We start from the raw sequence: 12,645 nt of genomic DNA, 5'->3' as shown, positions 1-12,645 counted from the left end.
GGCAAGCCGCATTATCTATGCCCTCGCCCGATTGGCGAATGCCCCTTCGTGAGCGCGGCGCGCGCGATCGCTCGCGGAAGGGCTCATCCTCCCTCCCCCTCGCGCGACTTCAACTCGCCCGCCAGCCAGTTGCGAAAGGCGGCCAGCGGCGGGTGGTTGGCGCGGGCGCTCGGCCAGACCAGCCAGTACGAGCCGGTCCCGGCGACCGGGTGCTCCAGCACCGGCATCAGCCGCCCCTCCGCCAGTTCGGGATCGGCCAGATATTCCGGCAGCAGGGCGACGCCGAGCCCGGCGATCGCCGCCTGCGTCATCGGCGCGAACTGGTCGAACAGCATGCCGCGCCCCTGCGGCGCGGTGCCGCCCTGCACCTCGAACCAGCGCCTCCAGGCCGTCGGCCGGGTTTCCAGCTGCAACAGCGGCAGGCCGCGCATGTCCTCGATGGCCCGCACCGGATGGGTGGCGAACAGGCTGGGCGCGATGCAGGCGGTCAGCCTCTCGTCGAACAGCTTCATGTGATCCGCCTCGCGCCAGTCGTCGGTGCCGAAGTGAATGGCGGCATCGAAACCCTCGGCGTCGAAATTGAAGCGCTTCAGCCGTGTGGCGAGGTTGATGGCGATGCCGGGATGCGCGCCGGCGAAGCGGCCGAGCCGGGGCGCCAGCCAGCGCGTGCCGAAGGCCGGCAGGATAGCCAGCGATAGCGCGCCGCCTTCCGGGTTGGCGATCAGTTCCATGCCGGCGCGCTGGATGAGGTCGAGCGCGCGGCTGATATCGCGGCCATAGCTGCGCGCCGCCTCGGTCGGGATGAGGCGCTGGCGCTTGCGGTCGAACAGCTCGCGGCCGAGCTGCTCCTCCAGCGTCTTGACCAGCCGGCTCACCGTTCCCTGCGAGAGGCTCAGCTCGCGTGCCGCGGCGGCGGTCGAGCCGGTGCGCAATACCGCCTCGAAGGCGGAGAGCAGGCTGATCGAGGGCGTGAAGCGGCGCGGGCGGGACATCGCTTATGCATAACATGCATCAACCTACGCCAAAAACGGGTTATTCGGCGTCTAAACCATTTGATATCGACATGAAGCCTTTTGGCAGCCCTCCGGCTGCGAACCGTCGAGAGCCTCATGTCCGCCACCGCCGCCTCCAGCCGCGCGCCCTTCGCCTGGGCCGATCCATTCCATTTCGAGGACCAGCTCGGCGAGGAGGAGCGGCTGATCCGCGATACCGCCCAGGCCTATGCGCAGGAAAAGCTGCTGCCGCGCATCATCGAGGCCTATCGCGAGGAGAAGACCGACCCCGCCATCTTCGCGGAGATGGGCGAACTGGGCCTGCTCGGCATCACCGTGCCCGAGACCTATGGCGGGGCGGGCGCGAGTTACGTGTCCTATGGGCTGGTCGCGCGCGAGGTGGAGCGGGTGGATTCCGGCTACCGCTCGATGATGAGCGTGCAGTCCTCGCTCGTCATGTACCCGATCCACGCCTATGGCGACGAGGCGCAGCGCACGCGCTACCTGCCGAAGCTGGCGCGCGGCGAGTGGATCGGCTGCTTCGGCCTCACCGAGCCGGATGCCGGCTCCGACCCCGGCGGCATGCGCACGCGCGCCGAAAGGATAGACGGCGGCTACCGGCTGACCGGCTCCAAGATGTGGATTTCCAACGCGCCCTTCGCCGATGTGTTCATCGTCTGGGCGAAGTCGGCCGCGCATGGCGACGAGATCCGCGGCTTCGTGCTCGAAAAGGGCACCAAGGGGCTCTCGGCCCCGAAGATCGGCGGCAAGCTCTCGCTGCGCGCCTCGCTCACCGGCGAGATCGTGCTCGACGGCGTCGAGGTGCCGGAAAGCGCGCTATTGCCCAATGTCTCCGGGCTCAAGGGCCCGTTCGGCTGCCTCAACCGGGCCCGCTACGGCATAGCCTGGGGGGTGATGGGCGCGGCGGAGGATTGCTGGCACCGCGCCCGCCAGTACACGCTCGACCGCCGGCAGTTCGGCCGGCCGCTGGCCGCCAACCAGCTGGTGCAGAAGAAGCTCGCCGACATGCAGAGCGAGATTGCGCTGGGGCTGCAGGCCGCGCTGCGCGTCGGGCGCCTGTTCGACGAGGGACGCATGGCGCCGGAGATGATCTCGCTCATCAAGCGCAACAATTGCGGCAAGGCGCTGGACATCGCCCGCCTCGCGCGCGACATGCACGGCGGCAACGGCATCAGCGAGGAATTCCACGTGATGCGCCATGCGCAGAACCTCGAAACGGTGAACACCTACGAGGGCACGCACGACATTCACACGCTGATTCTCGGGCGGGCGCAGACCGGAATCCAGGCGTTCTGACCGCGCCCTTCGCATAAGGATGCCGAGACGTGACGACGAACGCGCTGCCGCCGCTCCACGGGCTGAAGGTTGTCGAACTCGCCCGCATCCTGGCCGGCCCGTGGATCGGCCAGACCCTGGCTGATCTCGGCGCGCAGGTGATCAAGGTGGAAAGCCCCGAGGGCGACGACACGCGGACCTGGGGCCCGCCCTTCATCGAGCGGCCGAACGGGCGCGGCGGCACGGAGACGGTCGCCGCCTATTTCCACGCCGCCAATCGCGGCAAGACCTCGGTCATGTGCGATTTCACCGAGCCGGACGACCTCGCCCGGGTGAAGGCGCTGATCGGAGAGGCCGACGTCGTCATCGAGAATTTCAAGGTCGGCGGCCTCACCCGCTTCGGCCTCGACTATGCGAGCCTTGCAAGCGCCAATCCGCGCCTCGTCTACGTCTCCGTCACCGGCTTCGGACAGGACGGCCCGCGCGCGCGCCAGCCGGGCTACGATTTCCTGATCCAGGGCATGGGCGGCATCATGGACCTGACCGGCGAGCCCTCGGGCGAGCCGCAGAAAGTGGGTGTCGCCTGGATCGACATCTTCACCGGCCTCTATGGCGTCATCGGCATCCAGGCGGCGCTGGCGGAGCGGGCGGTGTCGGGGCGCGGCCAGCAGGTCGACCTGTCGCTGCTCGACACCAGCGTCGCGGTGCTGGCCAACCAGGCGATGAACTATCTGGCGGGCGGCACCGTGCCCCACCGCATGGGCAACGCCCATCCCAATATCGTGCCCTACCAGGTGTTTCCCGCCGCCGACGGCCATCTCATCATCGCCTGCGGCAATGACCGGCAGTTCGCCGCCCTGTGCGGCGTGCTGGGGCTGGAGGGCGTGGCCGTCGACCCCGCCTACGCGACCAATCCCGAGCGGGTGCGCAACCGCGCGACGCTCACCGCCCGCATCACCGAGCGCACGAGCACCCGCACGCGCGCCGATCTCATCGCCGCGCTGGAAGACGCCGGCGTTCCCGGCGGGCCGATCAACACGGTGGCGGAGGCGATCGGCGAGCCCCAGCTCGCCGCGCGGGGGCTGGTGATCCGGCCCGAGGGCATTCCGGGCCTGCGCACCCCGCTGGTCTTCTCGCGCAGCCCGCTGGCGCTCGACCGCGCCGGGCCGGCGCTGGGCACCGGCGACTGGCATTTTCGCGACGACCGGCCGGCCGGCGGCCCGCCATGACTCTCTCTCGCAAACCTCCGTTTTCACATCCTGGGATTGTCAGGCCATGAAGATACTCGTGCCCGTCAAGCGCGTGGTCGACTACAACGTGAAGATCCGCGTGCGCCCCGACGGCAGCGGGGTCGAGCTGGCCAATGTGAAGATGTCGATGAACCCGTTCGACGAGATCGCGCTCGAGGAAGCGATCCGCCTGAAGGAGAAGGGCGCGGCGTCGGAAGTGGTCGCGCTGTCGATCGGCGCCGCCCCGGCGCAGGAGACGCTGCGCACCGCGCTGGCCATGGGCGCGGATCGCGCCATCCTCGTCGAGACGGCGCCGGGCGAGGATGTCGAGCCGCTGGCGGTGGCCAAGCTCATCGCCGCCGTCGCGCGGGAGGAAGCGGCCGGCCTCGTGCTGTGCGGCAAGCAGGCGATCGACAATGACATGAACGCCACCGGCCAGATGCTGGCGGCCATCCTCGACTGGCCGCAGGCGACCTTCGCCAGCGAGATCCGCATCGAGGCCGGCGCGGCGCAGGTGACGCGCGAGGTCGATGGCGGCCTTCAGGTCATCGGCGTCGCCCTGCCGGCGGTGATATCGGTGGACCTCCGGCTCAACGAGCCGCGCTATGCCTCGCTGCCCAACATCATGAAGGCGAAGAAGAAGCCGCTCGCCATCCGGCCGGCCGGCGAATTCGGCCTCGATATCGCGCCCCGGCTCACCGTGGTGAAGACCGTGGAGCCGCCGGCCCGCAAGGGCGGGGTCAAGGCTGGCTCGGTCGCCGAGCTGGTGTCGAAGCTCAAGGACGAAGCGGGAGTGCTCTGACCATGACGGTTCTTCTCATCGCCGAGATCAACGGCGCCAACCTGCAGGCTGACGCCACCGCCAAGGCGCTCGCCGCCGCCGCCACGCTCGGCGCGGTCGATATCCTCGTCGCGGGCGAAGGCGTCGGCGCGGCGGCCAGCGCGGCGGCCAGCTTCGCCGGCGTCGCCCGCGTGCTCGTCGCCGACCACGCCGTGCTGGGCCGCCAGCTCGCCGAGCCGATGGCGGAATTGATCGCCACGCTGGCCGCGCGCTACACCCATGTGATCGGGCCGGCCACCGCCGGCCTGAAGAGCATCCTGCCGCGCGTGGCCGGGCGGCTCGACGTGATGATCCTGTCGGATGTCACCGCCATCCTGGATGCCGACACGTTCGAGCGGCCGATCTATGCCGGCAACGCCATCCAGACCGTGCGCTCGGCCGATTCCATCAAAGTCGCCACCATCCGCACCGCCGCCTTCGCGCCCGCCCCGCGCGGCGGCGGCGCCCCCATCGAGCCGATCGAGGTGACGGTTTCCACCTCCGCCGCCTCGCACTGGGTGGAGGACCGGCTCAGCCTCGCCGACCGGCCGGAACTCTCCTCCGCCGGCATCGTGGTCTCGGGCGGACGCGGCGTCGGGTCGAAGGAGAACTTCGCGCTCATCGAGCAGCTGGCCGACAAGCTGGGCGCGGCGGTCGGCGCCTCGCGCGCGGCGGTGGATGCCGGCTACGCCCCGAACGACCGGCAGGTCGGCCAGACCGGCAAGGTGGTGGCGCCCGCGCTCTATGTCGCGGTGGGCATTTCCGGGGCGATCCAGCATCTGGCCGGCATGAAGGATTCCAGGCTCATCGTCGCCATCAACAAGGACGAGGACGCGCCGATCTTCCAAATCGCCGATTACGGCCTGGTCGGCGACCTGTTCCAGGCGGTGCCGGAGCTGGTCGAGCGCCTGTGACCTGACAGAACAGCGCCGGAGGGGCCGGGATGCCTCCTCCGGCGTTCACTTCCCCCGCTCATAGGCGGCCCGCTCGATGCCGTAGCGCGCCAGCTTGTCGTAGAAAGTCTTGCGGGGAATGCCGAGCGCCTGCACCGTGGCGCGAACGTCGCCGCCATGGGCTTCCAGCGCCTCGCGGATGAGATTGGCCTCGATCGCGCCGAGCCGCTCCGGCAGGCTGGCGGGCTCTCCATCCGCCGCCATGGCGCTTGCCGGCGCCGGTTCGGGCAGGCCCAGCGCCACCCGCTCGGCGAAATGCAAGAGCTCGCGCACATTGCCGGTCCAGTCATTTTCCACCAGATGGCGCTCCACCGCCCGGTCGAGCCGGGGGGACGAACGGCCATATTTCTGGGCCGCGCGGGCGAGGAAATGGGTGAACAGCAGCGGGATATCGCGCCGGCGCTCGCGCAGCGGCGGGATGCGCAGCGTCACCACGTTCAGCCGGTAATACAGGTCCTCGCGGAAATCGCCCCGCCCGGCCGGATCGCCGAGATCGATCTTGGTCGCGGCGACCACGCGCAGATCGACCCGCCGCAGATCGTTCGAGCCGAGCGGGGCGATTTCGCGCGTCTCCAGCACCCGCAGCAGCTTGACCTGCGCGGTCAGGGGCATGCTCTCCAGTTCGTCGAGAAACAGCGTGCCGCCGCTGGAATGTTCGATGCGCCCCACCCGCTTCTTCTGCGCGCCGGTGAAGGCGCCGGGCTCATAGCCGAACAATTCGCTCTCGATGACGCTGTCGGGCAGCGCGCCGCAATTGAGCGCCACGAAGGGCTTGGCGCGGCGGCGGCTGAGCTTGTGCAGCAGGCTCGCCACCACATCCTTGCCGCTGCCGGTCTCGCCGAGCACCAGCACGTCGACATCGATATCGGCGAGGTCGCGGATGGTCTGGCGCAGCCGCACCATGGCCGGCGTCACCCCGATCAGCGCGCCCTCCTCCTCCGAGCCGCCCGCCATGGCGCGCAGCCGGCGGTTCTCCAGAATGAGGGCGCGCTTCTCGCTGGCCCGGCGCAGCGTTTCGATGAGGCGGGCACCGGCATAGGGCTTGGCGAGGAAGTCATAGGCGCCCTCGCTCATCGCCTCCACCGCCATGGCGACGTCGGCATGGCCGGAGATCAGCACCACCGGAATATCGGCATCGATCGCCTTCAGGCGGCGGAACAGCTCGATCCCATCCATGCCCGGCATGCGCACATCGGTGACGACGATGCCGGGAAAATCCGGGCCGATCCGCTCCAGCAGCGCCGCCCCGCCGCCATAGGGCGTCGCCCGGAAGCCGGCCAGCTGCAGCGCCTGCACATTGGCATCCCTCAGGTCGGCATCGTCGTCGACGAAGGCAACCTCCGGAATGGCCAGATGTGCGGCGGCGAGATCGGGCGGGCGCGTGGTCATGGGGCCCTCTTCAGAACGATGGTGAAAGCGCAGCCCTCGCCCGGGCGGCAGGCCGCTCCCAGCGTGCCGCCGAACCGGCTGACAATGTCGTGGCAGATGACGAGGCCGAGCCCGAGGCCCTTCGGCTTCGAGGAGCGGAACGGGGTAAACAGTGCCGCGACCTCCGCCGCCGTCATGCCCGGCCCGCGATCGGCCACGGTGAGGGTGACGCTGTCCGCGCCGGCGTCGAGGCACAGACGCAGCGGTGGGGCATCGATGGCGGAGCCGGCGGGCGGCACGGTGCCCAGCGCCTCGATGGCGTTGCGCATCAGGTTGACCAGCACCTGTTCCAGTTCCACCCGGCGCGCCATCACCTTCAGTCCCGGCGGCACCGGTTCCACGGCGAGAACCAGCCCGGCCTGGCGCAGCGGCGCGTCGAGGATCATCAGGGCGCCGGCCACCGCATCCGCCACCCGCACCGGCTCCAGCGCCCCGTCGCCCCGGCGGGCGAAGCCGCGCAGCGTCTCGGTGATGAGGCCGATCCGCTCGGTGAGCGCGACCACCTTGTCCAGCGCCATGTCGGTCGCGGCATCCTCGCGCCGCTTCAGCAGGGCGCGGGCATTTTCGGCATAGGTGCGGATGGCGGCGAGCGGCTGGTTGATCTCATGGGCGACGCCGGCCGTGACCTGGCCGAGCGTGGCCAGCCGGTTGGCCTTGCCCAGTTCCTCGCGCGCATCGGACAGGCGCTCCTGCGCCCGGCCGTGCTCGGCGATTTCCTCGACCAGCCGGGCATTGGCCCCGGCCAGCGCCGCGGTGCGCTCCTCGACGCGCAGTTCAAGCTCGGCCTTGATGCGCGCGTCGGCCCGGCGCTGCGCGGCGGCCTGCCGGCGCCGGCGCAGCAGGAAGCCGGCGAGCGCGATGGCGGGCATGAGCGCCAGCGCGGCGATGGCCTGCAGGTCGCCCCGCTCGCTGCGAATGGCGCGCTCCACCGGCAGCAGCAGATCCAGCTGCCAGTCCGTCGTCGGCACGCCGGTGCGCGTCACCAGATAGCGCCCCGCCGCGGCACCGGTGACCGTGACCATGTCGTCCTCCCGCGTGAAGGGCAGAGGCCGCAGCGGCGCGTCGCCGAATTGCAGCGTGCGGCGCATCTCGGCCGCCGCCGCGGGCGCCAGCGGCTCCTCCACATGAAAGCGCCAGGCGGGCACGGTGGAGAGCAGGACCACGCCACGCCCGTCGGTGACAAGGGTCTGCCCGCCAAGCGCGCGCCAGTCATCCTCCACCCGGTCGAACTCGACCTTGACGACGATGACGCCCAGCGCTCCTTCCGGCGCTCCCTCCGGCCCGTCGACGCGCCGGGTGATGTAGAGCCCCGGCCGGTTGCTGACCGTGCCCAGCGCGAACTGCTCGGCGCTGCCGCGGGCCATCGCCTCGCGGTAATAGTCGCGGAAGGCATAGTCGGTGCCGACGAAGCTGGTCGGCTCGCGCCAGTTGCTGGCGGCGATGGCCCGGCCCGACCGGTCGAGCAGGTAGATCACCGCCGTGCGCGTCTCGCGGGCGATATCCTCCAGCTTGGCATCGAGTTCATGCGTATCGGCCCCGTCGAGCGCGGCCTCGACATCGGGATCGCGCACGAGGATCAGCGGCAGCGCGCGTTGTTTCTCCAGTTCCCCCCGCAAAACGGCAATGGCGAGGGTGGAGGCGCTGCCCCCGGCCGCCCGCACCGAGGCGATGGCGTGGCTACGGCCGAGATCGGCGGCCACCACGAAGGCCGCGAGGGTGGCCAGCACCGAGACCAGCGCAAAGGCCAGCCAGAGGCGCCGCCCCGCCCGGTCGGGGGTACGCGTCTCGGCTGGGAAACTCGCAAAAGCCATGGTTCATATTGCGCGGAATTTCGCATGAGGCAATGATTTTCCGTGCGGAGTTCCGCACGGCATCACGATGACATCGATCTGCCATCTCGCTTAAATCCTGTTTGTACAATGACTTATCGCACGTCACGCGCCCTGGCACAGGGCTTGCGGAAGGGCTGGCGCGATCTTGCCAAGACAAACAAGCCGACCAGTCCCTCGGAGGAAAGCCATGGCCACGATTTCCGCGCCCGTGACGGGCGTGCCCGTTCGCCCCAAGAAGTTCTACCAGCAGCTCTATGTCCAGGTGCTGGTGGCGATCGCCGCGGGCATCCTGATCGGCCATTGCTGGCCGGATTTCGGCGCCTCGCTGAAGCCGCTGGGCGACGCCTTCATCAAGCTGGTGAAGATGATCATCGCGCCGGTGATCTTCCTCACCGTCGCCACCGGCATTGCCGGCATGAGCGACATGAAGAAGGTGGGGCGCGTCGCCGGCAAGGCGATGATCTACTTCCTCACCTTCTCCACCCTCGCGCTCATCGTCGGCCTCATCATCGGCAATGTCGTGCAGCCGGGTACCGGGCTGCATATCGATCCCGCCAGCCTCGATGCCAAGGCGGTGCAGACCTATGCCACCAAGGCGCATGAGACGAGCATCATCGGTTTCCTGCAGAACATCATTCCCGACACCATTGTCGGCGCCTTCGCCTCAGGCGACATCCTGCAGGTGCTGTTCTTCTCGGTGCTGTTCGGCCTCTCGCTCTCCATTGTCGGCGAGCGCGCCCAGCCGGTGCTGGACTTCATGCAGGCGCTTTCGGCGCCCATCTTCAAGCTGGTCGCCATCCTGATGAAGGCGGCGCCGATCGGCGCGTTCGGCGCGATGGCCTTCACCATCGGCAAATACGGCATCGGCTCGGTGGCCAATCTCGCCATGCTGATCGCCACCTTCTACCTCACGGCGGCGGTGTTCATCCTCGGCGTGCTGGGCGCGGTCTGCCGCTATAACGGCTTCTCGATCTTCGCGCTGATCCGCTACATCAAGGAAGAGATCCTGCTGGTGATCGGCACCTCCTCCTCGGAAGCGGCGCTGCCGAGCCTGATGGAGAAGCTGGAAGCCGCCGGCTGCAAGCGCTCGGTGGTCGGTCTGGTGGTTCCCACCGGCTACTCGTTCAATCTCGACGGCACCAACATCTACATGACGCTGGCCTCGCTGTTCATCGCGCAGGCCATGGACATCCACCTGTCGCTGGCCGACCAGGTCCTGCTGCTGCTGGTGGCGATGCTCAGCTCCAAGGGCGCGGCCGGCATTACCGGCGCCGGCTTCATCACGCTGGCGGCGACGCTCTCGGTGGTTCCTGCCGTCCCGGTGGCCGGCATGGCGCTGATCCTCGGCATTGATCGCTTCATGTCCGAATGCCGCGCCGTCACCAACTTCATCGGCAATGCCGTCGCCACGGTCGTCGTCGCCCGCTGGGAGGGCGAGCTCGATCACGCCCAGCTGCAGGCCGCGCTCGGCGGCAAGCTGCCGGAGGACGTCTCCGACATCGCCGCCAGCGCGCCGGCGGAGTGACGGGCTGACCCGCTCGCGGGATACACGGCATTCGACACACGACATAAGAGCCCCGGCGATGAAGCATCCATTCACCGCCGGGGCTCTCGGTGTTTCAAGCCGCCATCTTCCCGTGAACCGGAACCCGCCCTGATAGCCGCGCTCTCACACCGTATCGGCCTCGAAACGGGCGACCGCGTTCTGCCCCTTCAGGCACGGCGCGACGAACAGCGTCGTCATCCACGCACCATGCAGCGTGCGGGCGGCGACGATGACCCAGAACGTGCTGAGGCAGACGGCGAGCCCGATGCCGCTCACGGTGAACAGGCCCAGCCCGGTCATGCGTCCCAGCGCCAGTGTCGCCAGCGTGTAGACCGCCAGCGGAAAGGTGAAGCCCCACCAGCCAAGATTGAACGGCATCCCTTCGCGCAGATAGCGCTGCGTCTTCAGCACCGCGAGGGCCAGCCACCAGGCGCCATAGCCCCAGAACAGGATGCCGCCGATGATGCCGAGCCCGCGCGCCACCTCGCCCACGCTGGCGAGCCCGTTCGCCGCGAAGATGGACGGCGCGTCGTCCCCCAGCAGCAGCAGCCCCAGCGCGCCGGTACCGATCGGCCCGAGCGCCAGCCAGGCGGAGGCGCCCATGTCGCGGGGCGGCAGCTTGTGCAGGACAAGACGCAGCACCAGCAGCACCAGTATGCTCATGGCGAGGGGAACCGAGCAGGCCCACAGCACGTAGCCGAGCACGAGCACGAGAAAGCCCTCCGTGGCCGGCAGATGCGGCGCCAGCAGCCCGGCGCTGGCGGCGGCGACCTCGCAGGCGACGACCGGCAGCAGCCAGACCGCCGTCATCGTCTCGATGCTGTGCTCCTGCCGGGTGAACATGAGGTAGGGAATCACCAGCCCGCAGGCCACCGCGAGCGCGGCATCGCACCACCACAGGCCATGGGCGATCGCCAGCGCCTGCGGCCCGATCAGCGGCGGGCCGAAGGCGAGGAAACCGTTGACGATGGTCGCCAGCCCCATCGGGATCGCGCCGAAGAACATCGACATGACGGGATGGTGGAAGATCCGCGCCGCCTCCTCGGGAAACAGCACCCAGCGCGCGAGGTAGAGCAGGCTGAAGCCGGCGAACAGGCCGATATTCAGCATCCACAGCCCGCACGCCACCGCATGCAGCCCGGGCACCTCGATGGGCAACTGGTTCAGCACCAGCGCGAGCGCACCCGTTCCCATGGTCACGGTGAACCAGTTGGGCGTGAAGTTGCGCACGATGCGGGTGAGCGACGTCATCCCGGCTACGGCCGCCGGTTCAACGGGGGTGTGGGCATGGGCCATGAAGATACCTCCTCGCACCGGTTCCGCGCCGGGCGCCACGGCCGATCCAGGGATCGGCGAGGTGGAAGCTAGGCGTCGGCTCACAATCATTCCAATAGATGATATGTCTCGATATAATCTGATATATGGATCGTTTATGAGACCTGGATGACCCTTGAGCAGTTGCGCATCTTCGTCGCTGTCGCGGAACGCCAGCATGTCACGCAGGCGGCCCGGTCGCTCAATCTCGCCCAGTCGGCGGCCAGCCATGCCATCGCCGCGCTGGAGACCCGCCACGATACCCGCCTGTTCAACCGCGTCGGCCGGCGGGTGGAACTGACCGAGGCCGGTCGCGGGCTGCTGGTCGATGCCCGCGCCATCCTTGCCGAGGTGGCCCATGCCGAGCGGGCCCTGAGCGCGTTCGGCACGCTGCAGCGCGGCACGCTGGCCGTCCATGCCAGCCAGACCATCGCCTCCTATTGGCTGCCGCGCCACCTCGTGGCGTTTCACCGCGCCCATCCCGGCATCGAGATCCGCCTCAGCGTCGGCAACACCGCGCAGGTCGCGGAAGCCGTCGAGAGCGGCGCGGTGGAACTCGGCTTCGTCGAAGGCATCGTCGAGAGCGAGCATCTTGCCAGCCGGCCGGTCGCGCGCGACCAGCTGGTGCTGCTGGTCGGGCCGGATCATCCATGGGCCGGCGCGCCGGCCCTCGCCCCGGAACGTCTCGTCGAGAGCGATTGGGTGCTGCGCGAGGAGGGCTCGGGCACGCGCTCGGCCTTCGAGCAGGCGCTGGCCGGGCACCGGCTCTCGATGGGCGATCTGCGGGTCGCCCTGGCGCTGCCCTCCAACGAGGCGGTCCGCGCCGCGGTCGAGGCCGGTCTCGGCGCCACCGCGCTCTCCGCCTCGGTCGCCGCCGCCAGCCTGGAGGCGGGGCTGCTGCGGCATGTGCCGTTCCTGCTGCCCGAGCGGCATTTTCACGTGCTGCGCCACCGCCAGCGCCGCAGCAGCCGCATCGGCGATGCCCTGCTGGCGACGCTGAAGGAGTGAAGCGGACCGATCGCCGGCAGGTCCATCGGCCTAGAGCATTTTCGAGCGAAGTGGATTCCGGTTCGCGTCAAGAAAATGCATCAGAACAATAACCTAGAGCTTTTCCGGTGAACCGGAATTCACCGCAAAAGCTCTAGGCTCAGGACCTATTAATCTGCCTTGAGTTGTGATTCACAGTCTCCCTTGAGGAGGCTGGCATGGGTGATTTGTTCCTGCTGAGCGAGCGT

At 68.9% G+C, this 12,645-nt stretch carries 10 protein-coding genes; 6 read left to right on the top strand and 4 right to left on the bottom strand.

Annotated elements, in window-relative coordinates; genetic code table 11:
* Positions 1 to 83: 83 nt before the first annotated feature.
* Positions 84 to 992: a LysR family transcriptional regulator gene (locus QOZ99_RS19190; RefSeq protein ID WP_306891602.1), complete on the bottom strand. Its 909-nt coding sequence runs from the start codon at positions 990 to 992 to the stop codon at positions 84 to 86.
* A 117-nt stretch (positions 993 to 1,109) separates the two neighbouring features.
* On the opposite strand from QOZ99_RS19190, the gene QOZ99_RS19185 reads away from it, so the two are divergent.
* From QOZ99_RS19185 to QOZ99_RS19170, 4 genes are read left to right on the top strand one after another with little or no spacing between them, the layout of a single operon-like run.
* Positions 1,110 to 2,309: an acyl-CoA dehydrogenase gene (locus tag QOZ99_RS19185; RefSeq protein WP_306891601.1), complete on the top strand. Its 1,200-nt coding sequence runs from the start codon at positions 1,110 to 1,112 to the stop codon at positions 2,307 to 2,309.
* A gap of 29 nt (positions 2,310 to 2,338) precedes the next feature.
* Entirely contained in the window at positions 2,339 to 3,517 is a 1,179-nt protein-coding gene (locus tag QOZ99_RS19180; protein ID WP_306891600.1) for a CaiB/BaiF CoA transferase family protein, read from the top strand.
* Positions 3,518 to 3,563: 46 nt separating this feature from the next.
* Positions 3,564 to 4,319, top strand: coding sequence for an electron transfer flavoprotein subunit beta/FixA family protein (locus QOZ99_RS19175; protein WP_306891599.1), 756 nt, complete (start codon positions 3,564 to 3,566; stop codon positions 4,317 to 4,319).
* 2 nt (positions 4,320 to 4,321) lie between these two features.
* Positions 4,322 to 5,251, top strand: a complete 930-nt coding sequence (locus QOZ99_RS19170) for an electron transfer flavoprotein subunit alpha/FixB family protein (protein WP_306891598.1) — start codon at positions 4,322 to 4,324, stop codon at positions 5,249 to 5,251.
* Between the two features lie 45 nt (positions 5,252 to 5,296).
* Here the strand turns inward: QOZ99_RS19170 and QOZ99_RS19165 are convergent, their stop codons facing one another.
* Both QOZ99_RS19165 and QOZ99_RS19160 read right to left on the bottom strand, forming a co-directional pair.
* The gene (locus QOZ99_RS19165; RefSeq protein ID WP_306891597.1) at positions 5,297 to 6,679 is read right to left on the bottom strand and encodes a sigma-54-dependent transcriptional regulator; all 1,383 of its coding nucleotides are present in this window, start codon (positions 6,677 to 6,679) and stop codon (positions 5,297 to 5,299) included.
* Positions 6,676 to 8,529 carry a sensor histidine kinase gene (locus tag QOZ99_RS19160; protein WP_306891596.1) on the bottom strand — a complete coding sequence of 618 codons (1,854 nt, stop codon included), beginning with the start codon at positions 8,527 to 8,529 and terminating at the stop codon, positions 6,676 to 6,678. Before QOZ99_RS19160 ends, QOZ99_RS19165 begins: the two co-directional genes overlap by 4 nt.
* Before the next feature lie 208 nt (positions 8,530 to 8,737).
* Between QOZ99_RS19160 and QOZ99_RS19155 the strand changes: the two genes are divergently transcribed.
* Positions 8,738 to 10,075, top strand: a complete 1,338-nt coding sequence (locus tag QOZ99_RS19155) for a dicarboxylate/amino acid:cation symporter (protein WP_306891595.1) — start codon at positions 8,738 to 8,740, stop codon at positions 10,073 to 10,075.
* A 144-nt stretch (positions 10,076 to 10,219) separates the two neighbouring features.
* Here QOZ99_RS19155 and QOZ99_RS19150 read toward each other — a convergent pair whose 3' ends face one another.
* Positions 10,220 to 11,392, bottom strand: a complete 1,173-nt coding sequence (locus QOZ99_RS19150) for a TDT family transporter (RefSeq protein WP_370876893.1) — start codon at positions 11,390 to 11,392, stop codon at positions 10,220 to 10,222.
* 147 nt (positions 11,393 to 11,539) lie between these two features.
* On the opposite strand from QOZ99_RS19150, the gene QOZ99_RS19145 reads away from it, so the two are divergent.
* On the top strand, positions 11,540 to 12,418 hold the full coding sequence (locus QOZ99_RS19145; protein WP_306891594.1) for a LysR family transcriptional regulator: 879 nt from the start codon (positions 11,540 to 11,542) through the stop codon (positions 12,416 to 12,418).
* The last annotated feature ends 227 nt before the right edge of the window (positions 12,419 to 12,645 follow it).

The sequence above is a fragment of the Ancylobacter amanitiformis genome, assembly GCF_030814815.1.
GTDB lineage: Bacteria > Pseudomonadota > Alphaproteobacteria > Rhizobiales > Xanthobacteraceae > Ancylobacter > Ancylobacter amanitiformis.
Note: the sequence above shows the minus strand (reverse complement) of the source record. Positions and strands in the feature narration are given on the sequence as shown.

Coding starts and splice junctions, on each gene's coding strand:
- QOZ99_RS19190 (WP_306891602.1), bottom strand. CDS start 992: ATGTCCCGCCCGCGCCGCTTCACGCCCTCGATCAGCCTGCTCTCCGCC.
- QOZ99_RS19185 (WP_306891601.1), top strand. CDS start 1,110: ATGTCCGCCACCGCCGCCTCCAGCCGCGCGCCCTTCGCCTGGGCCGAT.
- QOZ99_RS19175 (WP_306891599.1), top strand. CDS start 3,564: ATGAAGATACTCGTGCCCGTCAAGCGCGTGGTCGACTACAACGTGAAG.
- QOZ99_RS19170 (WP_306891598.1), top strand. CDS start 4,322: ATGACGGTTCTTCTCATCGCCGAGATCAACGGCGCCAACCTGCAGGCT.
- QOZ99_RS19165 (WP_306891597.1), bottom strand. CDS start 6,679: ATGACCACGCGCCCGCCCGATCTCGCCGCCGCACATCTGGCCATTCCG.
- QOZ99_RS19160 (WP_306891596.1), bottom strand. CDS start 8,529: ATGGCTTTTGCGAGTTTCCCAGCCGAGACGCGTACCCCCGACCGGGCG.
- QOZ99_RS19155 (WP_306891595.1), top strand. CDS start 8,738: ATGGCCACGATTTCCGCGCCCGTGACGGGCGTGCCCGTTCGCCCCAAG.
- QOZ99_RS19150 (WP_370876893.1), bottom strand. CDS start 11,392: ATGGCCCATGCCCACACCCCCGTTGAACCGGCGGCCGTAGCCGGGATG.
- QOZ99_RS19145 (WP_306891594.1), top strand. CDS start 11,540: ATGACCCTTGAGCAGTTGCGCATCTTCGTCGCTGTCGCGGAACGCCAG.